Here is a 24,610-nt window from a genome sequence, read left to right on the forward strand (position 1 = left end):
GGGAAGACACGGCAACGATCCGTTATTCAGGAGAACAATAAGAATGATCTTCACCCAGGAACACGAAGCACTGCGCCGCACTGTCCGCCAATTCGTCGATCACGAGATCAATCCTCACGTCGAGGCATGGGAAAAGGCCGGGCGCTTTCCGATCCACGAGGTCTTCCGCAAGGCCGGCGACCTCGGCCTGCTGGGGATTTCCAAACCGGAAAAGTTTGGCGGCATGGGGCTCGATTACAGCTATTCGATCGTCGCGGCTGAAGAGTTCGGCACCATCCACTGCGGCGGCATTCCGATGTCCATCGGCGTGCAGACCGACATGTGCACCCCGGCCCTCGCCCGCTTCGGCTCCGATGAACTGCGTGAAGAGTTCCTGCGGCCGGCGATCACTGGCGAGCAGGTCGGCTGCATCGGTGTTTCCGAAGTCGGTGCCGGTTCCGACGTGGCTGGCTTGAAAACCACCGCCCGTAAAGACGGCGACGACTACGTGATCAACGGCAGCAAGATGTGGATTACCAACTCGCCGAGCGCGGACTTCATCTGCCTGCTGGCCAACACCTCAGACGACAAACCGCACATCAACAAGTCGCTGATCATGGTGCCGATGACCACCCCCGGCATCAGCCTCAGTTCGCACCTGGACAAGCTCGGCATGCGCAGCTCGGAAACCGCTCAGGTGTTTTTCGACAACGTGCGCGTGCCGCAACGCAACCGCATCGGCCATGAAGGCGCGGGGTTCATGATGCAGATGTTGCAGTTCCAGGAGGAACGGCTGTTCGGCGCGGCGAACATGATCAAGGGCCTGGAGTACTGCGTCGACAGCACCATCGAGTACTGCAAGGAACGTAAAACCTTCGGCAGTGCGCTGATCGACAATCAGGTCATCCATTTCCGCCTGGCCGAACTGCAAACCGAAATCGAATGCCTGCGGGCATTGGTCTATCAGGCCACCGAGCAGTACATCAAAGGCCAGGACGTTACCCGTCTGGCGTCGATGGCCAAACTCAAGGCCGGGCGTCTGGGCCGGGAAGTCAGCGACAGCTGCCTGCAATATTGGGGCGGCATGGGCTTCATGTGGGACAACCCGGTGGCCCGCGCTTACCGTGACGTGCGGCTGGTGTCGATTGGCGGCGGTGCCGACGAAATCATGCTGGGGATCATCTGCAAACTCATGGGCATCCTGCCGGGGAAAAACAAATGAGCGCCCTGCCGGTTTGCCAGACCTTGCTGCTGGAATCGCATAACGGCGTCCTGCACATCACCCTCAACCGCCCCGAAAGCCGCAATGCCATGAGCCTGTTGATGGTCGCGGAACTGCGTGCCGTGCTGTTGGCCGTGCGCGATGACCGTGAGATTCGGGCCTTGGTGATCGGTGGCGCGGGCGGGCATTTTTGCGCCGGTGGCGACATCAAGGACATGGCCAACGCACGCGCTCAAGGCCCGAGTGCCTATCGCGATTTGAATCGCGCGTTCGGTGCGCTGCTGCAAGAGGTGCAACACGCGCCGCAAGTGGTGATCACGGTGCTGCAAGGCGCGGTGCTCGGCGGTGGTTTGGGTCTGGCCTGCGTCAGCGACGTCGCCTTGGCCGATCACCAGGCGCAATTTGGTCTGCCGGAAACCAGCCTCGGTCTGCTACCCGCGCAAATCGCGCCGTTCGTGGTGCAGCGCATCGGTCTGACCCAGACTCGCCGACTGGCACTGACCGCGGCACGTTTCGATGGCACACACGCACGGCGCATGGGGTTGGTGCATTTTGTCGAGCATGACGCGCAAGCGTTGGCCGAGCGTCTCGATGAAATTCTGGCCCATGTGTTGTGCTGTGCGCCGGAGGCCAATGCGATGACCAAAAAGCTGTTGCTCGCGAGTGCCGGACAGCCATCGAATGCGTTGCTGGATGAAGCGGCCGACTGGTTCAGCGAGGCGGTGACCGGGGCTGAAGGTATTGAGGGGACCATGGCCTTCGTGCAAAAGCGTAAGCCGGGCTGGGCGCCTTAAGAGCATCGTCGGAACGCCGCCCGGAGCAAGCCCGCTCCCACAGGGAAATGCATTTCAAATGTGGGAGCGGGCTTGCTCGCGAAGAGGCCATCACATCCACCGCAAACCCCAATGGAATACCCCATGCCCGGACTCAGAAAAATCCTGATTGCCAACCGCGGTGAAATCGCCTGCCGCATCCAGCGCACCGCCCAGGCCCTGGGCTATCGCACGGTCGCGGTGTTCAGCAATGCCGACGCCGATGCCCTGCACGTGCAGCTGGCTGACGAAGCCGTGAACATCGGCCCGGCCCCGGTGCAGCAGTCCTATCTGAATATCCCGGCCATACTCGACGCCGCCCGGCGCACGGGCGCTGACGCCATCCATCCGGGCTACGGCTTCCTCTCGGAAAACGCCGGGTTCGCCCGAGCCTGCCAGGATGCCGGCATCACCTTCATCGGCCCCAGTCCCGACGCCATCGAACTGATGGGCAGCAAACGCCTGTCGAAACTCGCCATGCTCGATGCCGGTGTGCCGTGCATCAAGGGTTATCAGGGCGAAGAACAGGACGACGCCACCCTGAGCCGCGAAGCCGCACGCATCGGCTATCCGCTGATGATCAAGGCCAGTGCCGGCGGGGGCGGGCGTGGCATGCGCCTGGTGCATGAGGCCAATGATTTGCTCGAACAATTGCGCACCGCCCGCTCCGAAGCGCTGCATGGGTTTGGCAGTGACGAACTGATTCTCGAGCAAGCGCTGATCGACCCGCGTCACGTCGAAGTTCAACTGTTCGGCGACCAGCACGGTAACCTGATCTACCTTGGCGAGCGCGACTGCTCGATCCAGCGTCGCCATCAAAAAGTCATCGAAGAAGCGCCCTGCCCGGTGATGAACGCCGAGTTGCGTCAGGCCATGGGCGAAGCGGCGCTAAAGGCAGGTCGCGCAGTGAATTACGTCGGCGCTGGCACCGTCGAGTTCCTGCTGGATGCGCGCGGGCAGTTTTACTTTCTGGAGATGAACACCCGACTCCAGGTGGAGCACCCGGTGACCGAATTGATCACCGGCCTCGATCTGGTGGCCTGGCAGTTGCACGTTGCCGAAGGACTGCCGCTACCCTTGCGACAGGAGCAGGTCCAGCTTAGCGGCCATGCCATGGAAGTCCGTTTGTACGCCGAAGATCCAGCACACGGTTTTCTGCCACAGACCGGTCGCATCACCACCTGGGAGCCAGCGTTGCAGAGCGGCGTGCGGATCGATCATGGCTTGATTGAAGGCCAGACAGTCAGCCCGTTTTATGACCCGATGCTGGGCAAGATCATCGCCCACGGCGCCACCCGCGAAGAAGCCCGGCGTAAATTGCTGCGGGCGGTTCAGGACAGCGTGCTGCTCGGCGTGCAGAGCAATCAGCGCTTGCTCGCCGGCCTGCTCGAACACCCGCAGTTCATCAGTGGCGAATTCAGTAACGGGTTCATCCAGACTCACTTTGCCGAGCATCCTTGCCTGCATGCGCATGTGCCGAGCGCCGAAGAACTGGCCATCGCTGCTGCATTGTTCTATCAGGCCTCGGCGCAGGTTCATCACGCGCCACTGGCCGGTTGGCGCAACAACGCCAGTGTGCCGCTGCTCTATCGAATCGGCCTTGAGGATCAGGATTGGCCGGTGGAACTGAACGCTGTGCCGGGTGAACCGTATCGGCTTCAAGTCGCCACAACGCCTTTTGAATTGAAGATCATCCAGTGCGACGGACGCTGGGCCAGCCTGGACATCAACGGTATCCGGCGACGCCATGCCTACCGTCTTGAGGCCGGGCAACTCTGGCTGTTCACCCGCCCCGGCAGTGTGCGACTGGTGGACCGGACGCAGGCCTTGGTCAGCAGCCAGGCCAGCGTCAGCTCCGGCACCCTCAAGGCCCCGATGGATGGGGCGATCGTCGACGTGCTGGTGACTGAGGGCAGCCCGGTCAGTAAAGGCCAGTTATTGGTGGTGCTGGAGGCCATGAAAATGGAGCATCCGCTCAAGTCGGGCATCGACGGCGTGCTCAAACGCTTGCAGGTCAGGGTCGGTGATCAGGTGAAAAATCGTCAGATTTTGTTGGAGGTCGAATAAGCCGCTAGGCGGATCCGCCGGGTTTGGCTACGCTCAAGCCCTATCAGGACGCGGATACCAGGAACCCTGCGATGCCTCACTGGCTGGTCATTGATCTGGAAGCCACCACCGATGAGGGTGGTTGGCCAGTAACAGAAATGGAAATCATCGAAATCGGCGCCACCCTGGTGGACCGAAAAGGCCGAGAACTGGATAGCTTTCAGTGCTTCGTGCGCCCGACACGTCGGCCTTTGCTGAGGCCGTTTTGCCGGCAACTGACCCACATCACCCAAGCCAATATCGACGCCGCGCAGCCTCTGAGCGAGGTTTGGGCGTCGTTCGAACACTGGCTCGGCCAGCATCACTCGCGCCTCGAAGGCTGGGTCAGTTGGGGGGATTACGATCGCAAACAGTTGGTTCAGGAGTGGGAGCGCCTGCAACTCGACAGCGCCCTGAGCCGGGTGCCGCACATGAACCTCAAACAGCGCTTTGCCAAGGCTCGTCGGCTGGAGCGCCCGCTGGGACTTAACGCTGCGCTGCAACTGGTGGGCATGCAGTTCAGTGGCCAACAACATCGGGCGCTGGAAGATGCGCGCAATACCGCACGATTATTGCCGCTGGTTCTTCCGTCTTAGAGAGGTGACGCCGGCATGGGCCTTGTGCATACTGGCCGGCCCTTTTCAGCCCTTTTCGAGGAATCGCCCATGTTTAAAGTCAACGAGTACTTCGACGGCACCGTCAAGTCGATCGCCTTTGGCACCGCTGAAGGTCCTGCGACCATCGGCGTCATGGCTCCGGGCGAATACGAATTCGGCACCAGCCAGCGTGAAATCATGCACGTGGTGTCCGGCGCCCTGACCGTCAAACTGCCGGACAGCAGCGACTGGGAAACCTTCGCCGCCGGCAGCCAGTTCAACGTGCCCGCCAACAGCAAGTTCCAACTGAAAGTGGCCGTCGACACCGCTTACCTGTGCGAATACCGCGGCTAAAACCCTGGGTTTCACAGCGACAAAAAAATGCCCGCGTCCTTGGACTCGGGCATTTTTTTATTCAGCTTGTCTTATTCCAGAACTGTCACCGGCATACCGACTTCAAGTTGGCCATTGCTGTCGTTGACCAGGTTCTGTCCGAACATCGCGCCGTCGGCTTCGGCACGGTATTTCTGCAACGTCGCCAGCGGTTCGCGATCTTCGCTGCGCTCGCCGGTTTGCGGATCGATGGTGGTCAGAATGCAGCGTGAACACGACTTGACCACGCGGAACTCGACGTCGCCGATGCGAATGCGCTTCCAGCCATCTTCGGCATACGCCTCGCTGCCCTCGATCACCAGGTTGGGCCGAAAGCGCAGCATTTCCAGTGGGCGGCCGACTTTTTGCGACAAGTCCTCCAGTGAGGCCTGTCCGATCAGCAACAGCGGAAAGCCATCGGCGAAGGCCACCTGATCATCGTCCTTGCCGTAGCCGGCCTGGGTGGTCCGTGCGCGATCAAGAGGGACTTGTACCAGGCGAGTCGGTTTGCCAATGAATTCACTGACCCAGGCACCTGCCTCGTCACCGGCATCCGGCACACGCAACGTATCGCGCCAAATGGTTACGCCACGCAGTTGCGCTTCGCTGGCAGGCAAGGCGATATCGATCGGAGAGCGGCCCGGCGCACTGAGGGTCAAGCCACCGTCGGCATTCCACAACGCCGACAGCTGACTCATCTGCGCCACTGCACGTTGAGTCAAAAAGCGCCCGCTGGCCTCGTCCACCAGCATCCAGCGTCGATCACCGTCCAGGCCCAGCTTGTCGAGGCTGACCTGCTGCAGGATCTCGCCCTTGCCGGATTTCAACGGATAACGATACAGCGCGCTCAGACGCAACATGGCCAGCTCCCTGGTGGATAAAAACGCCACCCTATACGAGCTTGATCGCCGAATCAAAGGCCAAAAACTGTGGGAGCGGGCTTGCTCGCGAAGGGGCCATAACATTCAACATCTTCGTTGACTGTTACACCGCCTTCGTCGGAACGCCGCCCGGACCAAGCCCGCTCCCACATGGACCGTGTTGTGGTCAGGCAGGTACTTCATCGAGCATCAAGCGCTGGCGCACCACATCGACGAGTTTGTCCGGCTGGAATTTGGAGAGGAAGTTGTCGCAGCCGACCTTCTTCACCATCGAGTCGTTGAAGCTGCCGGACAATGAGGTATGCAGAACCACATAAAGGCCACGCAGGCGCGGGTCGTTGCGGATTTCCGTGGTCAGGCGATAGCCGTCCATTTCCGGCATTTCCGCGTCGGTGAAGACCATCAGCAGTTTGTCGGTCATGTTCACACCGGTATCGGCCCAGGCCTTGAGCATGTTCAGAGCCTTCAGGCCGTCGCTGGCGATGTGCATCTTCACGCCCAATTGACCCAGGGTGTCGCGCAATTGCGACAGGGCCACGTTCGAGTCGTCCACCAGCAGCACTTCACGGCCACGGGCACGTTCCAGAACCGGATCGTCGAGTTTGTCGCGCGATACCTTGGCGTTGTACGGGACGATTTCCGCGAGGACTTTTTCGACGTCGATGATTTCCACCAACTGATCGTCAACCTTGCTGATAGCCGTCAAATAATGCTGACGGCCGGCGCTGGCCGGCGGCGGCAGAATGGCTTCCCAGTTCATGTTGACGATACGGTCCACACCACCGACCAGGAACGCCTGCACCGAACGGTTGTACTCAGTAACGATGATCGTACTGGTCGGACTTGGCACCAGCGGACGCATACCGATGGCCTGGGACAGGTCGATCACTGGCAGGGTCTGGCCACGCAGATTCACCACGCCGCAGACAAACGGATGACGCTGGGGCATCAGGGTCAGCTTCGGCAATTGCAGCACTTCCTGCACTTTGAAGACGTTGATCGCGAACAATTGACGTCCGGCCAGCCGGAACATGAGAATTTCCAGGCGATTCTCACCCACCAGTTGCGTGCGTTGGTCTACCGTGTCGAGAATGCCGGCCATCAATGACTCCTGGGCTTGTTCTGATGAATTCACTAAAGGGGGTTATCGGCTGTTTCTGCTAGACCTTGACCCCCGTGTAAAATGCCACGACCAAACGTTGATGTCACATTAACATCATGCTTTACTGGCCAGGCAATTTCATCTGCCCCACTGCCTGCCGCGAGACCTCGTTTCGTTCGGTTGGTTCCCCCGTGTAAGGGATTCCCCTAGTAACAATCAGGCCCAACCTGATATTCGCAATATCCAATAGCCATTAATGTGACGCCATTCTCATTGCATGAACGGAGTCAGGCTTTTGTGTGCGATCGCAGGTAAGTGGCCATCCACCCTATCGAGTTCCCCAGCCTGCAGCCAGACAGGCTGGCGCGCGATCTCACGCCGGCATGGCAATACGGGGACGCTGATCGTCCCCGTCGACACACACGACATTCCCGCATTTGACATGACGTTGTGGAGATAAACATGCCGAACGATCGTAAAGAATGGGCGCACCGGCTCCCTGAGTTTCTCGTCGAAGCTGAGACACTCCTGGTTAAAACCGAGGAATGCCTGAGTCATTTGCAACTGATCAGCAATGACAAGGACGCCATCGACTGCCTGCTGAGCACCCTGCTCAAATTGGCCAACAAGGCTGATGCCCTCGCTCTGGCAGCCGTTTCGGAGTTTTCGCTGCACATTCATGGTTTGCTGAGCCATGCCCAGAATCACATGGATTTACACGACCAGGCCCTGAGTGCGCTGAAAGACTGCCTGACGTTGATCGCCTGGCAACTCGAGCTAATCGATCAGAAGACCGGCCAACTCAGCCTTGATGACAGCGAACAGACATCCCTGATCGAAGCCTTCGCCTTTCAGGTCGGACACAGTCAGTTTCAGCCCCCCGCTAATTCCAAACCGTTCACACTCGTTTCCTTTGCAGGTCGGCAAGCCTGAATTATCGGGCCCTATGCCGTGTTGTGAATTTTTATTGCCATGACTGCCCTTCCAACTTTGGCGGGCTCATGTCGCATTTGAATATTCCCTACCTGCTTACGACAACTCGAAACAAATAAACCACTCTTGCCAGCCAACTTTTTCCATTATGGAACTGCTGTCCATAAATGCTTGTTTCCTGACTCTGCGGACATATATACCAAACGCGACCAACGGTATCTTAAGTGGTACTATGCCGCCCATTAGTTGACGTCAATTAATGGCAGAGTGACTCCAGACAGAGACCCGTCATCCACGATGCCCGGTCTTCCCGCAGCGAACATCCATTGGCTCCATCCGCTATGTACGCCAGCCTCAAGTCGATCACCCTAAGGCTACCCTCCCCAAAAAACGCGCGCCTGGTCACGCTTGTGTTGTGTACCGGCTCGGCACTTGGCAGCCTGTTGATTTATTGCCTGTCCACTCGCCTGCCGCTGAGTCTGCTGGTACTCAATATCGCCGCATTGGCCTGCGTCTGGGTCCAGCATTGTCTTTCGCGCAAGTCGATAAAGTTTCAACCCCAGGAGTTGGCTGACCGGCTGTTGGAGGTTCAGGAAAACGAACGTCACAGGCTCAGTCGGGAACTGCATGACGACATCGGCCAATTGCTGACCGCGGCAAAACTTCAAAGCGATTGGCTCAAACGCCGAATGCCCGAAGAACTTCAGGGCCAGTGTTCGGTGCTCTGCGACACGCTGGAAGAAACCCTGGCCAAAGTGCGAGACGTATCGGCCATTCTCAATCCGAGGCAGCTGACCAGTCTCGGGCTGGAAGCCAGTCTGCGGGCGCATTTACTCAAGACGCTGGCCAACACGCCGGTGCACTGGAGCCTGGAATGCCATCAGCGTTTGGCCGGCATACCGGAGGAAATGACCCTCGCCGCCTTTCGAATCACCCAGGAAGCGGTGACCAATATATTGCGCCATGCCGAAGCGAAAAACCTGTTGGTCCGCCTGCAACGTTTGCCTCAGGGCCTGACACTGTTGATCAGTGACGATGGCCTGGGATTCGCGCCAGCGACCGATCCAGGTCGTGAGGGGCAACGTGGAATGGCAGGGATGTCGGAACGGATCAATCAGCTGGGAGGCACACTGAGCGTGACCAGCGAGCCGGGCAAAGGCACTCAAATCGAAGCCCTCTTTCCCTGGGCGCCTCGTGCGCTCGAACGGGCCAGTACGAATAAGGTTATGCGTTGACTTGTAACTTACTTCTGGTGGATGACCACTCGCTTATCAGGGCAGGCGTGCGCGCTCTGGTGCTGGATATTCCCGGCTACGCGGTAATCGGTGAGGCCAATGACGGCTCGCAGTTGCTCGAGATGGTCGAGCAGTTGTCCCCCGACATCATCCTGCTGGATATTTCCATGAAGGAAACCAGTGGCCTTGACGCATTGCAGCGACTCAAGCGAGTACGCCCGCAGAGCAAGGTGCTGATCCTGTCGATGCACACCGATCCCGCACTCATCATGCAAGCACTGGAAGCCGGTGCACATGGCTACCTGCTCAAGGACACCACGGCTACCGAGCTCGAACATGCCCTGGATGCCTTGCGTAACAACGAACGCTACCTGAGCCCGGCCATCGCCCACACCGTCATCAACCAGGCGCTGACTCGAACTCAGAAAAACCAGCCGGATCCTGCCGACTCGCACAACCTGACGGCGCGTCAGCTGGAAATCCTTCGGCTGATCGTTCGCGGAAAATCCACCCGGGAAATTGCCAATGGCCTGGGCCTCAGCATCAAGACCGTTGAAACCCACCGCTCGCAGATCATGAAGCGTTTGCAGATCTACGATGTGGCGGGCCTGGTGCTGTTCGCCGTGCGCGAGCAGATCATCAGCCTGGATGATTGATCAATTGCGATGACCCCAGCAGCGGCGAGTTTTCAGGTAAATGCACGCGCAGTGCCGCTGGACGTGTCGAGAAACGCAAGTTGTCACCTTCCAGAGGTTCGCCATCGAGGTTGATGTAGAGGCCTTCCGAGACCTTGATTTCGACCCATGGCAGCCGGACTCGCACAAACATGTTGTCGATGCCGAAGCCATCGGCGAGCAGGGTTTTCAAGGTGCCGACGACTTCTTGCGGCGCAGGCAGAATACTGATGTCCAGCAGACCGTCGTCGGCCAGCGCTTGCGGACACAACACATGCCCACCGCCGGCCTGTCGGCCATTGCCGATGCCCAATGCCAACAGCTCGCCACTCCACTGGAAATCAGGTCCCTGCAACTCGCCATAGGCAGCGTGCAACTCACTGAAGCGCGATAAACCGGTGAACAGGTAAGCCGCGCCCCCGAGGATTTTTTTCAAGTCCTCCGAGGTGTTTGCCGTGACCTGGCTGCCAAAACCGCCGGTGGCCATATTCAGGAACACCTGCCCGCCGACCTCCCCCAGATCAATGGCGCTCGGTGCGATGTCGAGAAGTTCCAGTGCCTGCACGGGCTCCAGAGGCACCCCGGCGGCACGCGCAAAATCATTGGCGGTCCCCAACGGCATCAGGACCAGACTGGCCTTTGTCGAATGCGCCGCCAAGGCTTCGGCAATATCGCGCAAGGTACCGTCACCGCCACCGGCGATGATCTGCGTGTAGCCTGCCGCCAATGCTTCATCTACCAGACGCTGTGCGTCGCCCGCTTCCCAGGTCACTCGAACGGCCAGCTCCCAACCCTGTTGGCGCTTGTACGCAACGGCAGAACGAACCGCCTCGTTGAGCGCTTGCTTGCCATGCAGAATCAACAGTGCCTTGCGTTCGCTCATCAGTTGTCGCTCCCATGATTGAGTTCCGTATGGGAGATGTTGACCTCATCTCGCTACATAAAAGTCGCAAGAATTTGAATTATTTGAAGTCGAGCCGTATGGCGTCCTACAAGGCGGGATTTTTTCTTACAAGACGTGAGGAATCGGCTCAATTGACCGACACATGCGATTGGTACACCTTGGCGCCTGCCGTTATCAAACATCAGCAGGAACTACACAGGGACGTGCCATGCAAAGCCAAGAGATCAGGTCACCGGTCATTCCGGTTGCACCGTTCGCAGAAAAACGCACCAATCATCAAGCTGAATTCAAAAACAGCGCAAAGCCCATTGGAGAAGCTGCTATGGAATCTCGCGTCGTTGAATTGGAGACACACCTCAAATACATCCGACGAGACATGGATGAAGTCCGTAGTGACGTCAAATCCATAAAACACAGGCTCGCCTATTCGGCTATTGGAACAGCCGTCGTCATCGGGGTTCTGGCCTGGATCGCCAATAGCCGTTTCGACCAGCTCGTGACACTCCTGGCTCACCAAGGGTAAGCCATGAACGCAAAACCCGGTTCGATCAACCGGGTTTGCGCAGTCAGCCAGCGGCAGGAGTCAGCTCAGGACTTCGCTCAGCGGGATGAAGCTCACGTAGTCACCTTCGATCAGCGTGCGATCCTCCAGCACCTCAACCAGACCATCAGCCCAGGCAGCGCTACGTAGTACACCAGAGCTTTGATTCCTGTAGATAATCGCCCGGCCATTCTCCAGACGTCCGCGCAAGTACTCGCGTCGATTGCCTGCTTTTGGCCATGTAAACCCTGCAGGCACCTGAAACTTCAGGGGCTCAACCTCTTTTACACCCTGTCGGCGCAAGAGATAGGGCCTTGCCAACAAAGCAAAGGTCACCAGCGTTGAAGCCGGATTGCCAGGCAAACCAATCACAGGTACGCCGCGAAAATGCCCGAATGTCAGCGGTTTGCCGGGTTTGATGGCGAGTTTCCACAACGTCAACTCGCCCTCTTCACGCAAGGCAATGCCCAGAAAGTCAGCCTCTCCCACCGAGACACCACCGGTGGAAAGGATCAGATCGACATCTTTCAATTCACCGAGGCGAGTGCGGGTGGTCGCTAAATCATCCGGAAGAATTCCGGCATCGATCACCTCACAGCCCAGACGCTGCAACCAACTGCACAGCAACACTCGATTGCTGTTGTAGATCTGCCCCGGCCCTAGAGCCTGGCCCGGTTCAATCAGTTCATCCCCGGTGGATAGAACGGCAACGCGAACCTTGCGAATCACGTCCAGCTCCGCGCATCCCAGCGATGCAGCCAACCCCTGTTCGATCGGCCCGAGGCGCGTGCCGGCTGGCAGAATCAATTCACCAACAGTAGCTTCCTGGCCTTGAGGACGAATGTTTTGTCCTGGGGCCATGGTTTCGGTGAAACGTACTCGCTCATCCGCCTGAACCTCGGTGTTTTCCTGCATCTCGACGCAATCTGCACCCGCGGGCACTGGCGCACCGGTGAAGATTCGTGCACAGGTGCCAGGCTTCAAGGGCTCCGGAGCCTGACCGGCAAAAATCTTCTGGCTGACCACCAGTGGCTCTCCGGCCCAGTCGGCCACGCGCAAGGCATAGCCGTCCATGGCACTGTTGGGCCACGGTGGCAGATCCAGCGTCGAGACCAGGTCATCGGCCAGCACCCGGCCCTCAACCTGCGCCAATGGCAAGCGTTCACGCTCACGAATCGGTGAGGCCTCGGCCATTGCCAGCAAGCGTGCCAGTGCCACCTCGACAGCCATCAGACTGCCAGTTTTGCCTGGCTTACCCGCGGGATTCACAGGGTGCCGCCTGTTTGAGATGAGCGACGAAGTTGCACGGGCGGTGCCGCGAATCCAGCTGCTCGGCAAGAATGCCATCCCAACCGGTGCGCACGGCATTGGTCGAACCCGGCAAACAGCAGACCAGCGTGCTATTGGCCAAGCCGGCCAGGGCACGGGACTGAACAGTAGAGGTGCCAATATCCGCCACCGATATCTGCCTGAACAGCTCACCAAAACCGTCGACCTGTTTATCCAGCAGGCAACTCACCGCTTCCGGAGTGCTGTCGCGTCCCGTGAAACCGGTACCGCCAGTGATCAGCACCACCTGCACGACATCGTCGGCAATCCAGTTGGCGACTTGCGCGCGAATTTTGTAGAGATCATCTTTGAGTAGAACCCGGGCCGCCAGGTTATGGCCGGCAGCGCTCAAACGATCGACGAAGAGCTGGCCAGAAGTATCGGTTTCCAGGGTGCGGGTATCGCTGACCGTCAGCACCGCGATGTTGAGCGGTGCGAAAGGTACATCAGCCTTGGCTTTCATAGGCTCATCCAGTTGTAGGAGAAACAGCCCGGTGTTATATCACAGCGCCTCATTTTTTCGCCGCCCCCATGGAGACCTGCCATGACCTCGAATACACATTTGCCGCCCTGCTCCATTCTGCTCCTGGCAGGTGGTCGTGGCCAACGTATGGGCGGTCAGGACAAAGGGCTGCTGGAATGGCACGGCGAGCCATTGATTGCCCACTTGCACCGCAAGACCCGTTCACTGAGCGATGACCTGATCATCTCCTGCAACAGAAACCTGGAAAAGTACGCGCCCTACGCCGACCAACTGGTCCATGACGATGAAGGCGACTTTCCTGGTCCCCTGGCCGGTATTCGCGCAGGCCTGAAGGCCGCCCGCCATGCGCATTTGCTGGTGCTGCCGTGTGACGTACCGCGCATAGACGCCGCGCTGCTCAATGGCATGCGCGACGCCGCCAGCCAGCACCCGAACCAACCGCTGATGCTGCGCCACGGCGAACACTGGGAACCTCTGCTGTGCATCATCCCCGTGGCGCTCTCGGCCGATTTCGACAGTGCCTGGAACGACGGCGAACGCAGCCCGGGTCGCCTCATGCGCAAATTGGGCGCTACTGCACTGCAATGCCCCGACAATGATCCACGCCTGGCCAACCTCAACACACCAGAACTGTTAAGTGCCAACTACACTGTGTCAGACTGACAGGAGAAGGAACTTGCGCGCGTTGTACACGTCTCAAGCTCAGCAACCAAAAGAATTCATATTCGGAGACACACTCATGACTCAACGGACCCTCGCCACTTTCATGCTCGCACTGGGCCTCGCCACCCTCGCCGGTTGCGCATCGCCTACAGTGATCACCTTGAATGACGGTCGAGAAATCCAGGCTGTCGACGCGCCAAAGTACGATAAGGATTCGGGTTTCTACGAATTCGAACAACTGGATGGCAAGCAGACCCGCATCAACAAGGATCAGGTTCGTACCGTTAAAGAGCTGTAATTTTTGCGGTGACAACCGGATATGAAAAAGCCCGCTATATGCGGGCTTTTTCGTGGCTAAAGATCAGCAGAGTCGCTGAACTTCGTGATCACCACTGCAGGGTGATGGTGCTTTCGAATGCTCTTTCCTGGCCGGTGACCGGGTCCACAAACCGTAATCCCTGAGCGAGCAGTTTCAAAGGATTGGCATAGTCATCCTCAACATCCTTGAGTACCTGCGGATAAAACGGGTCGTTGCAGATGCTGGCGCCCAAGGCTGTCATGTGCACCCGCAACTGATGCTTCTTGCCCGTCACCGGGTAAAGCGCATAACGCCAGAGGTCACCATTCTTCTCCCTGACGTCGACAGCCGTTTCGGTATTGCTGACGCCCGGACCTTCCTGCATGCGGAAGAAAGGCTCGCCATCGATGAGGCGACTCTTATGGACCAATGGAAAAGAGCGTTCAGGCAACGCTCGGGCAATGGCCTCGTAGCGCTTTTCGATCTGCCGCGCAGGAAACAACGACTGATAGGCAGAACGGCTCTGAGGGTTGGCGGAAAACAGCACCAGCCCTGCGGTGTGCCGGTCAATGCGATGCAAAGGCACCAGATGCGGGTTGTCGAGTCGACGGATCAGCCGTCGCAATAGGGTCTGTTCCACGTATTCACCCGCCGGCGTCACCGGCAGAAAATGCGGCTTGTCCGCCACGACCAGATGCTCATCCGCGTACAGAATCGACTCAACCACCGGGATCGGCTTTTCGTCCGGCACCTCACGGAAATAATGAATCCGCAAGCCTTCCTTGTAAGGCAGATCAAGGGCGATCGGCATGCCGTGACCGTCGAGGACACGACCGCGAGCGATTCTGTCCAGCCATTGTTCACGACCGATGGCGCTGAAGTGTTCGCACAGACAATCGAGTACGGTCTGCCACGGACCAGGCGGCAAGTAGAGCGTGCTGGCCTGGTTGTGGGCAGCAGAAAAAGATGAAGTGGACATACGAAAGTTCTAACCCTCAATACAGGGCGGCATTATCCAACAGCGGCCGGAACGAACCTAGAAGAGAATCCTTATGCCGGTATCTGCGTGCGCGCTGCCGCTTCGGTGAACTCCTTGAGCCAGCGCAGCACATCGACTGCCTCCCAGCGACCAGGGTCATAAAGCGCATACAACAAGCCCTGATAACCCACGACATCCAGCTGCCGGTGATAGCCCGCGCGCTGGAACAAGGCTTCGATTTCGGCGAAACAGGTGTTGAAATGCAGTTTATTGAAGGGCGTTTTTCCTTCTGTGACCAGGCCATCCAGACGCAATTCGAGGACAGCCTCGCGCACCACATCCGCCGACATCCGGTTCACGCTGTTCTTCAATTGTTCGACATTGACCACGATTCATCCCTCTCACGCCCGGACCGCCTGCTTAAATCCGAACACCAAAACGGCAAGGCAGGCTTCACGAATTACTGTATGCGCATACAGTATCCGATCAGTACCGGTAAAGCCAAGGGATCCATCGCAAAGTTCGACAGACGGGAACACCACCACCGCAACAACCGCTTAACGCAGGAACGCCACCACCTGATCGGCACTGAACGGCCAGCCCAGCTCCGCGCCCGTATCGACCCGTCGTAATACCGGAATACGCAGGCTGTAAGCTTCGAACCATGTTTCGTCGTCGGCGATATCCACCAGTTCCACCAGCAGACCGCGCTCGACAAATTCCATCAGCATGGCTTCGGCGACTTCACAGAGATGACACCCAAGGGTGCCGAACAGCTGACATTCAGGAAGCATGAGCGCTCAACCGAAAAATTTAAGTCATCATTCTAGGCCGGCCCCGAAAAGCCGTCGAGCCATTGAATGCTCTACCCTTGAGCCATAACGACAACGGATCGCGGCAATACGCTGACGCACATCAGTCGTCTTCAATATCCTTTGCGCGATGCTCTCGGATTATTTGCCTCTACGCTTGAATGGCCAGCGTCCCGTCACCGGAGTTTTTTTGTGTTCGCCAACCTGTTGATCATCCTCGCCTCCTCCCTGGTGGTGATTGCACTGTTCCAGCGCCTGCGATTACCACCGGTGCTGGGTTACCTGTGCGTGGGACTGATGATCGGGCCGAGCGCATTCAACTGGGTGAATGAAAGCGAAGAGCTGCCCGACCTTGCCGAGTTGGGCGTGGTGTTTCTGCTGTTCTCCCTTGGGCTGGAGTTTTCCCTGTCGAAAATGCTCGCGTTGCGCCGAGTGGTATTCGGGCTTGGCAGTCTGCAGGTGCTGTGCTCCGGGATGCTGTTAGGGGGGTTGCTGATGCTGCTCGGCATGCCGGTCACGCCTGCGCTGTTACTCGGCGCCGGCCTGTCGCTGTCTTCCACGGCCATTGTCAGTAAAGAGCTGAGCAGTCTCGGCGAGATTTTCAGCAGTCACGGCCAGAATGCCATCGCCGTGTTGTTGTTCCAGGACGTCGTCGCGGTATTGCTGCTGACCCTGGTGCCGGTGTTCGCTGGCAGCAGTGACCAGGCCTGGTATTGGGCGCTGCCACTGACGCTGGGTAAAACCGTCGTACTGTTCGTCGGCCTGCTGCTGGTCAGTCGCTGGTTGCTGCCGCGGCTGTTCCATGAAGTGGCAGCTGCCCGTTCCCCGGAACTGTTCGTACTACTGGCGCTAGTCATTGTTCTGCTGACGGCGTGGTTGACGCACCTGCTCGGTCTCTCCCCTGCCCTGGGTGCGTTTCTCGCCGGCATGCTACTGGGGGAAAGCCATTACCGGCACCAGATCGAGGCCGACATCCGCCCGTTCCGCGACATCCTGCTCGGGCTGTTCTTCGTCAGTATCGGCATGCTGATCGACTTGCAGTTGTTCGCCAGCCACGGCCTGCTGATTCTCGGCCTGACCCTCGGGCTGTTGCTGCTCAAGGGCTGCGTCGTTGCGCTGCTGGTCAAATGGCGTGGCAGCGATGGCGAAACCGCCTGGCGCAGCGGCCTGGCATTGGCCCAGGGCGGCGAGTTCTGCTTTGCGCTGATGGCACAGATGCAGCAGAACAAACTGATGCCCGCGGATTTTGGCGGCCTGCTGCTGGCGGCGACCTTTTGTTCGATGCTCGTCACGCCGTTGTTGCTGCGCGCCGCCCCCCACATCGCCACACGCCTGCACCGCAAACCCAACGAAGAAGCAAAACTTGAAGAAATCAACGCGCTCAATGCCGGGTTACACAACCATGTCGTTATATGTGGCTATGGTCGTGTAGGTCAGTCAATCGGACGCGCACTACGCAACGCGCAGCAACGCTACATCGCACTGGATTCTGATCCAGTGCGTGTCCACGAAGCCGCCGTGGGTGAGACCTGCGTGCATTATGGCGACTCACGTCGCGCTGAACTGCTGGTCGCAATAGGGCTGGAGCGCGCCAGGCTGTTGGTGATCGCCGTGGATCAGGCCGACATCGCGTTGCTGATCCTCAAGGAAGCGCGGCGACTCAACACGACCGTGCCGATTCTGGTGCGCACGCGCGACGACAGCCAACTGGCCGAGTTGAAAGCAGCCGGCGCCAGCGAAGTCGTGCCTGAACTGCTGGAGTCGAGCCTGATGCTCGCCTCCCACGCGCTGATCATGTTGGGATTACCCGCGCATCAGGTACAGGAGCGGGCCGACCAGATACGGCACGACCGCTATCGTCTGCTGCACGGTTTCTATCCTGGCGCTGACGACGAAGAAACCTAGTCCTGGCTAACAGCGCCAATCTTGTGCACCGACAAGTCAGCGCCGTAATACTCTTCTTCCTGACTCAGGCGCAGACCATAGAACGCCTTGATCGTGCCATACACGGCAAAGCCACCCGCCAGCGCCACAACCACCCCCAACGCAGTGCCGATCAACTGGCTGCTCAGACTCACGCCGCCCAGCCCACCCAACGCGCTTTGGCCGAAAATGCCGCAGGCGATTCCGCCCCAGACGCCACACAAACCATGCAACGGCCAAACCCCCAGCACATCGTCGATGCGCCATTTGACTTGAGCCGCAGTGAAGCACCAGACAAACAATGCGCCGGCGATGACACCCGTGATCAGCGCGCCCACCGGGTGCATCAGATCGGAACCGGCACAAATCGCCACCAGCCCGGCCAGCGGGCCGTTATGCAGAAAGCCCGGGTCATTGCGCCCGACGATCAGCGCCGCCACGGTACCGCCGACCATGGCCATCAGCGAGTTCACCGCCACCAGTCCGCTGACACCTTGCAGGGTTTGCGCGCTCATCACGTTGAAACCGAACCAGCCGACGATCAGGATCCACGACCCCAGCGCCAAAAAGGGAATGCTCGAGGGCGCGAACGCCACCAGTCGCCCTTCGCGATAACGACCATTGCGCGGCCCGAGCAACAGCACCGCCGCCAGCGCCAGCCAACCGCCCATGGCATGGACCACCACCGAGCCGGCAAAATCATGGAAGCTGGCGCCAAAGTGCTCCAGCAACCAGGCTTGCAGGCCAAAGTTGCCGTTCCAGATCATGCCCTCGAAGAACGGATAGATGAACGCCACAATCAGTGCTGTCGCGCACAACTGCGGGACAAACCGGGCACGCTCGGCGATGCCCCCGGAAATGATCGCGGGAATCGCCGCAGCAAAGGTCAGCAGGAAGAAAAACTTCACCAGCCCATAGCCATGATCCGCATTGATCACCGCCGCCGGTTGCATGAAGGTCACCCCATAAGAAATCCAATAGCCTATAAAGAAGTAGGCCAGGGTCGAAATGGCGAAATCGCTGAGGATCTTCGACAAGGCATTGACCTGGTTCTTTTGTCGAACCGTGCCGACTTCAAGAAAGGCGAAACCGGCGTGCATCGCCAGCACCATGACCGCGCCGATCAGAATGAACAACGTATTGGAGCTATGGACCAGACTGTCCACAGCGCTTTGCAGATTTTCCATGGGGTTGGCAGACCTGAAGGCTAAAAAAGCACCAAAGCAGTTCGCGCAGACAATTCATGCACCAAGTTGCACCTTGTCGGGATCAGCAGATTGATCCCGATGAGCCACTTTGGCGCACAAGGTTGGAACCTTTGCGCGAGTTTTGATTATTTGAGATAAGGTTTTGCTCGAATCCTGCCCAGCAACAGCGCAACGGCGCAGGCAGACGCACCACGACGTAGCAAAAGTTGTACCAGTCATTTGTACTGAACCTTCGCGCAAGGCTCATACTCGAACGATTCAGAAGCCACTTACGGAGATCCACCCATGGCCAGTATCAAGGCAAAGACTGCTCAAGAAATCCTGATGACCGATTTTCAGACTCTGGTCAGCGACACCGAACGCTTGCTGGAACACACCGCAACGCTGGCCGGCGATCAGGCTGATGAGCTGCGCGAGCAAATCCACGACAGTCTGCTGCGTGCCCGCGAAACCTTGAAAATGACCGAAGACTCCCTGCGTGAACGCAGCAAGGCCGCCGTTACCGCCACCGAAGACTATGTCCAGGCCAACCCATGGCAATCGGTCGGGATCGCGGCCGGCGTGGGTTTCCTGCTTGGCTTGCTGGCCACTCGGCGCTGATATGGCGATCGGCGAATCCGGCTCGTCCGCGACGGGCCCAAGCTCCTCACCGCGGCGCCTGGGTGCTGCGTTCCTTGGACTATTGCACAGCCATGTCGAACTGTTCGGCATCGAATTGCAGGAACAAAAAGCCCGCACGGTAAGCCTGTTGCTGTTCGCAGGCCTGGCGCTGGTTTTTGCCTTGTTGTTGCTGGTGGGGTTGTCGACGCTGGTGTTGATCCTGTTTTGGGACACCTATCGCCTGGCGGCCATCATCGGGCTTTGCGTTTTCTATACCCTCGCGGCCATTTTCTGTGCGATGCGCTTGAGAGCGGCGATTTTCGATGAGTCCTCGCCCTTCCACGGCACCCTGGAAGAGTTGGCCAACGATCGGGAGCGTCTGCTGCCATGAGCCTGCCTGAACTGCCTCACAACAGCTCGCGCACCGAAATGCGCAAGGCGCTGATTCGCCTGCGCATGGAAATGCATCGTCAGGAAATCCGCCATGAATCCGCGCAACTGCTGCAACCCTTGCAGCGCGTGCGCGGGATAACGCAAAACCTGCAGGATGGCTTCGGCATCAAGCACGCTCCACTCTGGGGCATGGCAGCCGTCACCTTGCTGGGTTTTCTGACGGGCAAGGGCGCCAAGAGCGGTGGCGTCAGCAGCCTCACTCGACTGGTTCGTCTGGGCGCCACGCTGGGGCCATTGATCAAGCTGGTCATGCAAGGCTCTTCGCGTCACCACTAGGCCACTATCTGGCTGCATTCTTGCAACACCGGGATTGAACCTCTTTATCGAGGGGTTCAATCCTGCGTGCCTACCCGGTGAACAGGTTTTATCCAATAACAAGACCTGACCAAGGAGGCCTCGTGATCGACGGGCAACCGCTCGCCTGCTTTCAACCCTTCATCGATACCGCCACCGGCCGTATCGCTGGCGTCGAGGCCCTGGGTCGATTGCGCCAGGCTGACGGTCAACTGGCCTCGGTGGGGCCGCTGTTCGCCGACCCGCGAACGCCCGCCATCGCGCTGCGTCGTCTGGATCGCCAGATCCGCGATAACGCGCTGAGCCGTCTGCATGAAGCGCCCTCGGACTGGTTTCTGAGCCTGAACATATCGCCACGCTGGATCAACCGCTTGCGACAGGACCAGGCGCTACCGAGCCTCACGCAACTGAGCAGGCACAACGTCGACCCGCAACGCATTGTCTTCGAGATCACCGAACTGGGGGGCGATATTCAGCGCCTGGCCGACGTCGTGGCACGCTACCGACAGGCCGGCGCGCGGATCGCCATCGATGATTTTGGTGCCGGCTACTCTCAGCTTGATCGCGTACTCGCGCTGCAACCGGACATTCTCAAACTCGACATGCGCCTGTTCCAGGCTGCTGCGTTGGGCGGACCGAGCAGCGACGTGGTCAAGGCTCTGGCGCAAATGGCGGAGAAAACCGGTTGCTGGATCATCGCCGAAGGGGTGGAAACCGAGGCTCAACTGAGTTTTGCCCTGGAGTGCGGTTCGCGCTACGTCCAGGGTTTTCTGTTTGCCCGGGCGCAAGCTGGTTTCTTTGCCACGGACGCCTTTGTCGAGCGCTTCGCGCAACTGCGTCTGCGCTATGTTCAGCAGAAGCTGGCTGAGCGCGGTCGCCTGATGATCATGCGCCAGCAACTCAGCGAGCTGATGACCATCCTGCAAGCATGGGCTCAGGCCGAGGCGCCGCTCAGCGCCTTGCCACAACTGGATGCATTTCCCTGGCTGCTGCGCTTCTACCAATGCGACCGCCACGGCACGCAGCTGACGCCCAACCTTGAATGGCGCAACAACGGCTGGGAGGCCGACAATCGCTACGTGGGCCACAACTGGTCATGGCGCCCCTACTTCTATCACCTGCTGGCAGAGGGTTGGGATGAGCGAAGACTGACGCTCTCCAATACTTACCGCGATGCCACCAGCAATCAGTATTGCCTCACCGCCGGGCAATTTTTCGACCACGGCGAACGACTGCTGCTCATCGATATCGACGCCGCCGGGCTGTAGGAGCCGAGCTTGCTCGCGATGACGGCAGTTCACTCAATATTGCAGCGCCTGATACACCGCCATCGCCGGCAAGCCGTGCTCCTACAGGTGTGTGCTTGTTTTTCGCTTGCAGGTCCGGACGCGAACCCGGAAGCTTAAGCAATCAAACACCTGACGGAGAGAACCCGCCTTGGATTGGCAAACCCTGCTTACTCGCGAACGCCTCGGAAAGCCTCTGCACAGCCCGGAAGAACTCGGCCGCAGTCCTTTCCACAAAGACCACGACCGGATCATTTTCTCGGGCGCGTTTCGCCGCCTCGGGCGCAAGACCCAGGTCCATCCGGTCAGCAGCAACGATCATATCCACACGCGCCTGACCCATTCGCTGGAAGTCAGCTGCGTCGGTCGTTCGCTGGGCATGCGCGTTGGCGAAACCATCCGCAGTGCCCTGCCCGACTGGTGCGAGCCCAGCGACCTGGGCATGGTGGTGCAATCGGCCTGTCTGGCCCATGACATCGGCAATCCGCCCTTCGGCCACTCCGGCGAAGACGCGATTCGCCACTGGTTCCAGCAAGCCGCCGGCCGTGGCTGGCTGGATGCGATGAGCGAAGTCGAACGCAATGACTTCCTCAATTTCGAAGGCAATGCCCAAGGCTTCCGGGTACTCACCCAGCTGGAATATCACCAGTTCGACGGCGGCACCCGACTGACCTACGCCACGCTGGGCACTTATCTGAAGTACCCATGGACGGCAAAACACGCGGATTCACTGGGCTACAAGAAACACAAGTTCGGCTGCTATCAGAGCGAACTTCCGCTTCTGGAACAAATCGCCCATAAGCTCGGCCTGCCGCAACTCGAGGAACAGCGTTGGGCGCGCCATCCGCTCGTGTATCTGATGGAGGCTGCCGATGACATCTGCTACGCGCTGATCGATCTGGAAGACGGTCTGGAAATGGAGTTGCTGGAATACGCCGAAGTCGAGTCCCTGTTGCTGGACCTTGTGGGTGACGATCTGCCGGAAACCTATCGCCAGCTTGGCCCACTGGATTCGCGCCGGCGCAAACTGGCGATCCTGCGAGGCAAAGCCATTGAACACCTGACCAACGCCGCAGCACGGGCCTTTGTCGAGCAACAGGACGCGTTGCTGGCCGGCACGTTGCCCGGTGATCTGGTGGAGCACATGCACGGCCCTGCCAAGCGTTGCGTCTTGAATGCGAAGGACATGGCGCGGAAAAAAATCTTCCAGGACAAGCGCAAGACCCTGCATGAAATCGGCGCCTACACCACGCTGGAAATCCTGCTCAATGCCTTCTGCGGCGCGGCACTGGAACAGCATAATGGTCGAACGCCCTCCTTCAAGAGTCGCCGAGTCCTCGACTTGTTGGGTAACAATGCGCCCGATCCTCACGGCCCATTGCACGCCTCGTTTCTACGGATGATTGACTTCATCGCCGGCATGACCGACAGCTATGCCAGCGAAATGGCGCTGGAGATGACCGGTCGTTCGAGCCACTGAAGAGACCCGGGTGATCAGCCATTACGCCGCCTGCAATGGTTGATTTGCCTCTCAAACCCCAAGTGCACTCAACGTTCGCCGAATCCCCCTACAACATACGCTGAGCTAACTGATCGATTATTCGGTAACTTTGCGAAATAATCTCGCTTCTTTCAGTTCGACAGAAGAAGCGTGAATACTCCTATGTTCAAAGACGATCTACGCATCTTGCTGGTAGAAGATCACCCCTTCCAACTCCGGGCAACTCAATACCTGCTTGAGAGTTATGGTTTCACGCAACTGACCACCACCGACAGTGCCGATGGTGCCTTGAAACAAATGTTCATGGCTGTGCAACCGTTTGATATTCTTTTGTGCGATCAATGTCTGCCCGATCTCTGCGGGCTTGATCTGGTCGAATTCGCCAGCCACCGAGGGATGATTAGACAGGCCATACTGTTAAGTAGCCTGACATCCGCCGAACTGGATGAACTTGAAAAAAAGGCCAACAAACACGGACTGCCATTGTTGGGATACTTGATAAAACCGCTGAAACAATCCGAATTTAGAAACCTGTTGACCTTGGCCTCATTGTAAAAAACCGCATAACAAACACACTAAAAACCCAGCCAAAACACAACTCAAAACTTGCAATTAAAGACTTCCAACCTCTCGACTAACTATCAACAACCTTTACCCTTCTTCATAAAAAACCTAGTTGATACGTAGTCCTATTCTTCTTCAGTTGTAGGATTGTTCCTATATTGCCGCTGCAGGTCCGTCAGCTCATGCGTCGTCTCAACTATCTGAGCTAAGGTGCGCGCTTTATTAGAGCTCGTATGGGATTTGATTATGAACTCCGTTTTTATTGTCGACGATCACCCTGTCATCCGCCTAGCCGTCAGAATGTTGCTTGAACATGAAGGTTACAAAGTCGTCGGCGAAACTGATAATGGGGTCGACGCCATGCAGATGGTTCGCGAATGCATGCCTGATCTGGTCATTCTCGACATCAGCATTCCCAAACTGGACGGGCTGGAAGTTCTCGCCCGATTCAACGCAATGAGTACCCGCCTGAAAACATTGGTATTAACAGCACAGTGCCCAACACTTTTCGGTATTCGCTGCATGCAGTCCGGTGCATCGGGATATGTGTGCAAACAGGAAGACCTGAGTGAACTGGTCAGTGCTATAAAGGCCGTATTGTCAGGTTACAACTATTTCCCAAGCCAGGCCTTGAATCCTGTTCGCAGCGATGATGCACGTTTCGCCGACCTGGAACTGTTCAAGTCAGTCAATGACCGGGAACTGATGGTCTTGCAACTCTTTGCCCAAGGACGCACCAACAAGGAAATTGCCAAAGGCATGTTTCTGAGCAACAAGACTGTCAGCACTTATAAAAAACGCCTCATGCAAAAACTCAAAGCCAAATCCCTGGTTGAACTCATCGATATGGCAAAACGTAACGCGTTAGTGTGAGAGACAG

28 protein-coding genes are annotated in these 24,610 nt (G+C 58.2%); 19 read left to right on the plus strand and 9 right to left on the minus strand.

Annotation, left to right across the window (positions count from 1 at the left end):
• Window positions 1–43: 43 nt before the first annotated feature.
• The 5 genes from atuD (at window position 44) to DFS28_RS27870 (ending at window position 5,048) form a co-directional block, all read left to right on the plus strand.
• Window positions 44–1,201, plus strand: coding sequence for a citronellyl-CoA dehydrogenase (gene atuD / locus DFS28_RS27850; protein ID WP_111452347.1), 1,158 nt, complete (start codon window positions 44–46; stop codon window positions 1,199–1,201).
• Window positions 1,198–1,995, plus strand: coding sequence for an enoyl-CoA hydratase/isomerase family protein (locus tag DFS28_RS27855; protein WP_111452348.1), 798 nt, complete (start codon window positions 1,198–1,200; stop codon window positions 1,993–1,995). The genes atuD and DFS28_RS27855 overlap by 4 nt, the downstream gene beginning before the upstream one ends.
• Before the next feature lie 123 nt (window positions 1,996–2,118).
• Window positions 2,119–4,080, plus strand: a complete 1,962-nt coding sequence (locus DFS28_RS27860) for an acetyl/propionyl/methylcrotonyl-CoA carboxylase subunit alpha (protein WP_111452349.1) — start codon at window positions 2,119–2,121, stop codon at window positions 4,078–4,080.
• Between the two features lie 71 nt (window positions 4,081–4,151).
• Window positions 4,152–4,694 (plus strand): exonuclease domain-containing protein, encoded by a 543-nt coding sequence (locus DFS28_RS27865; protein WP_111452350.1) that lies wholly within the window; start codon window positions 4,152–4,154, stop codon window positions 4,692–4,694.
• Between the two features lie 69 nt (window positions 4,695–4,763).
• Window positions 4,764–5,048: a pyrimidine/purine nucleoside phosphorylase gene (locus DFS28_RS27870; protein ID WP_007940055.1), complete on the plus strand. Its 285-nt coding sequence runs from the start codon at window positions 4,764–4,766 to the stop codon at window positions 5,046–5,048.
• A 71-nt stretch (window positions 5,049–5,119) separates the two neighbouring features.
• Here the strand turns inward: DFS28_RS27870 and DFS28_RS27875 are convergent, their stop codons facing one another.
• Together DFS28_RS27875 and DFS28_RS27880 are read right to left on the minus strand one after the other, a co-directional pair.
• Entirely contained in the window at window positions 5,120–5,926 is an 807-nt protein-coding gene (locus tag DFS28_RS27875; RefSeq protein ID WP_111452351.1) for an MOSC domain-containing protein, read from the minus strand.
• A 187-nt stretch (window positions 5,927–6,113) separates the two neighbouring features.
• Complete coding sequence (locus tag DFS28_RS27880) at window positions 6,114–7,049, minus strand: chemotaxis protein CheV (RefSeq protein WP_008145901.1); 936 nt, start codon at window positions 7,047–7,049, stop codon at window positions 6,114–6,116.
• Between the two features lie 462 nt (window positions 7,050–7,511).
• Between DFS28_RS27880 and DFS28_RS27885 the strand changes: the two genes are divergently transcribed.
• The 3 genes from DFS28_RS27885 (at window position 7,512) to DFS28_RS27895 (ending at window position 9,873) form a co-directional block, all read left to right on the plus strand.
• Complete coding sequence (locus DFS28_RS27885; protein ID WP_111452352.1) at window positions 7,512–7,982, plus strand: hypothetical protein; 471 nt, start codon at window positions 7,512–7,514, stop codon at window positions 7,980–7,982.
• Between the two features lie 341 nt (window positions 7,983–8,323).
• Window positions 8,324–9,217, plus strand: a complete 894-nt coding sequence (locus DFS28_RS27890; RefSeq protein ID WP_111452353.1) for a sensor histidine kinase — start codon at window positions 8,324–8,326, stop codon at window positions 9,215–9,217.
• Entirely contained in the window at window positions 9,214–9,873 is a 660-nt protein-coding gene (locus tag DFS28_RS27895) for a response regulator transcription factor (RefSeq protein WP_111452354.1), read from the plus strand. The genes DFS28_RS27890 and DFS28_RS27895 overlap by 4 nt, the downstream gene beginning before the upstream one ends.
• Here DFS28_RS27895 and yegS read toward each other — a convergent pair.
• The gene (yegS, locus tag DFS28_RS27900; RefSeq protein WP_111452355.1) at window positions 9,857–10,774 is read right to left on the minus strand and encodes a lipid kinase YegS; all 918 of its coding nucleotides are present in this window, start codon (window positions 10,772–10,774) and stop codon (window positions 9,857–9,859) included. The two genes, DFS28_RS27895 and yegS, sit on opposite strands and share 17 nt — an antisense overlap.
• Window positions 10,775–11,003: 229 nt before the next feature.
• On the opposite strand from yegS, the gene DFS28_RS27905 reads away from it, so the two are divergent.
• Complete coding sequence (locus DFS28_RS27905) at window positions 11,004–11,318, plus strand: hypothetical protein (RefSeq protein WP_111452356.1); 315 nt, start codon at window positions 11,004–11,006, stop codon at window positions 11,316–11,318.
• A 60-nt stretch (window positions 11,319–11,378) separates the two neighbouring features.
• Here DFS28_RS27905 and glp read toward each other — a convergent pair whose 3' ends face one another.
• Window positions 11,379–12,605, minus strand: coding sequence for a gephyrin-like molybdotransferase Glp (glp, locus tag DFS28_RS27910; protein WP_111452357.1), 1,227 nt, complete (start codon window positions 12,603–12,605; stop codon window positions 11,379–11,381).
• Window positions 12,589–13,128 carry a molybdenum cofactor biosynthesis protein B gene (moaB, locus tag DFS28_RS27915; RefSeq protein ID WP_008145887.1) on the minus strand — a complete coding sequence of 180 codons (540 nt, stop codon included), beginning with the start codon at window positions 13,126–13,128 and terminating at the stop codon, window positions 12,589–12,591. The genes glp and moaB overlap by 17 nt, the downstream gene beginning before the upstream one ends.
• A gap of 81 nt (window positions 13,129–13,209) precedes the next feature.
• Here moaB and mobA point away from each other — a divergent pair, with 81 nt between their 5' ends.
• Entirely contained in the window at window positions 13,210–13,812 is a 603-nt protein-coding gene (gene mobA / locus DFS28_RS27920; protein WP_111452358.1) for a molybdenum cofactor guanylyltransferase MobA, read from the plus strand.
• Window positions 13,813–13,888: 76 nt separating this feature from the next.
• Window positions 13,889–14,110 carry a YgdI/YgdR family lipoprotein gene (locus DFS28_RS27925; protein ID WP_008145885.1) on the plus strand — a complete coding sequence of 74 codons (222 nt, stop codon included), beginning with the start codon at window positions 13,889–13,891 and terminating at the stop codon, window positions 14,108–14,110.
• Between the two features lie 88 nt (window positions 14,111–14,198).
• On the opposite strand, the gene DFS28_RS27930 is transcribed toward DFS28_RS27925, so the two are convergent.
• The 3 genes from DFS28_RS27930 to DFS28_RS27940 all read right to left on the minus strand — a co-directional run bounded on the left by DFS28_RS27930 (window position 14,199) and on the right by DFS28_RS27940 (window position 15,883).
• Window positions 14,199–15,089 carry a pseudouridine synthase gene (locus DFS28_RS27930; RefSeq protein WP_111452359.1) on the minus strand — a complete coding sequence of 297 codons (891 nt, stop codon included), beginning with the start codon at window positions 15,087–15,089 and terminating at the stop codon, window positions 14,199–14,201.
• Between the two features lie 71 nt (window positions 15,090–15,160).
• Entirely contained in the window at window positions 15,161–15,478 is a 318-nt protein-coding gene (locus DFS28_RS27935; protein WP_008145883.1) for a hypothetical protein, read from the minus strand.
• A gap of 168 nt (window positions 15,479–15,646) precedes the next feature.
• A complete protein-coding gene (locus DFS28_RS27940; RefSeq protein WP_111452360.1) occupies window positions 15,647–15,883 on the minus strand; it encodes a glutaredoxin family protein in 237 nt (78 codons plus the stop codon).
• Window positions 15,884–16,093: 210 nt separating this feature from the next.
• Here DFS28_RS27940 and DFS28_RS27945 point away from each other — a divergent pair, with 210 nt between their 5' ends.
• Window positions 16,094–17,806, plus strand: coding sequence for a monovalent cation:proton antiporter-2 (CPA2) family protein (locus DFS28_RS27945; protein WP_111452361.1), 1,713 nt, complete (start codon window positions 16,094–16,096; stop codon window positions 17,804–17,806).
• Here the strand turns inward: DFS28_RS27945 and DFS28_RS27950 are convergent.
• Window positions 17,803–19,011, minus strand: a complete 1,209-nt coding sequence (locus DFS28_RS27950) for an ammonium transporter (RefSeq protein WP_111452362.1) — start codon at window positions 19,009–19,011, stop codon at window positions 17,803–17,805. The two genes, DFS28_RS27945 and DFS28_RS27950, sit on opposite strands and share 4 nt — an antisense overlap.
• Window positions 19,012–19,317: 306 nt before the next feature.
• Here DFS28_RS27950 and DFS28_RS27955 point away from each other — a divergent pair, with 306 nt between their 5' ends.
• The 7 genes from DFS28_RS27955 (at window position 19,318) to DFS28_RS27985 (ending at window position 24,603) form a co-directional block, all read left to right on the plus strand.
• Entirely contained in the window at window positions 19,318–19,632 is a 315-nt protein-coding gene (locus DFS28_RS27955) for a YqjD family protein (RefSeq protein WP_111452363.1), read from the plus strand.
• Between the two features lies 1 nt (window position 19,633).
• On the plus strand, window positions 19,634–20,023 hold the full coding sequence (locus DFS28_RS27960) for a phage holin family protein (RefSeq protein WP_008145878.1): 390 nt from the start codon (window positions 19,634–19,636) through the stop codon (window positions 20,021–20,023).
• Window positions 20,020–20,361, plus strand: coding sequence for a hypothetical protein (locus DFS28_RS27965; RefSeq protein WP_111452364.1), 342 nt, complete (start codon window positions 20,020–20,022; stop codon window positions 20,359–20,361). Before DFS28_RS27960 ends, DFS28_RS27965 begins: the two co-directional genes overlap by 4 nt.
• Window positions 20,362–20,483: 122 nt before the next feature.
• Window positions 20,484–21,647, plus strand: coding sequence for an EAL domain-containing protein (locus DFS28_RS27970; RefSeq protein ID WP_111452365.1), 1,164 nt, complete (start codon window positions 20,484–20,486; stop codon window positions 21,645–21,647).
• Window positions 21,648–21,816: 169 nt separating this feature from the next.
• Window positions 21,817–23,145 (plus strand): deoxyguanosinetriphosphate triphosphohydrolase, encoded by a 1,329-nt coding sequence (locus DFS28_RS27975; protein ID WP_074878806.1) that lies wholly within the window; start codon window positions 21,817–21,819, stop codon window positions 23,143–23,145.
• A 183-nt stretch (window positions 23,146–23,328) separates the two neighbouring features.
• Window positions 23,329–23,721 carry a response regulator gene (locus tag DFS28_RS27980; RefSeq protein ID WP_111452366.1) on the plus strand — a complete coding sequence of 131 codons (393 nt, stop codon included), beginning with the start codon at window positions 23,329–23,331 and terminating at the stop codon, window positions 23,719–23,721.
• 255 nt (window positions 23,722–23,976) lie between these two features.
• Window positions 23,977–24,603 carry a response regulator transcription factor gene (locus DFS28_RS27985; protein ID WP_111452367.1) on the plus strand — a complete coding sequence of 209 codons (627 nt, stop codon included), beginning with the start codon at window positions 23,977–23,979 and terminating at the stop codon, window positions 24,601–24,603.
• Window positions 24,604–24,610 lie beyond the last annotated feature (7 nt).

This window comes from Pseudomonas sp. 478, assembly GCF_003254125.1.
GTDB lineage: Bacteria > Pseudomonadota > Gammaproteobacteria > Pseudomonadales > Pseudomonadaceae > Aquipseudomonas.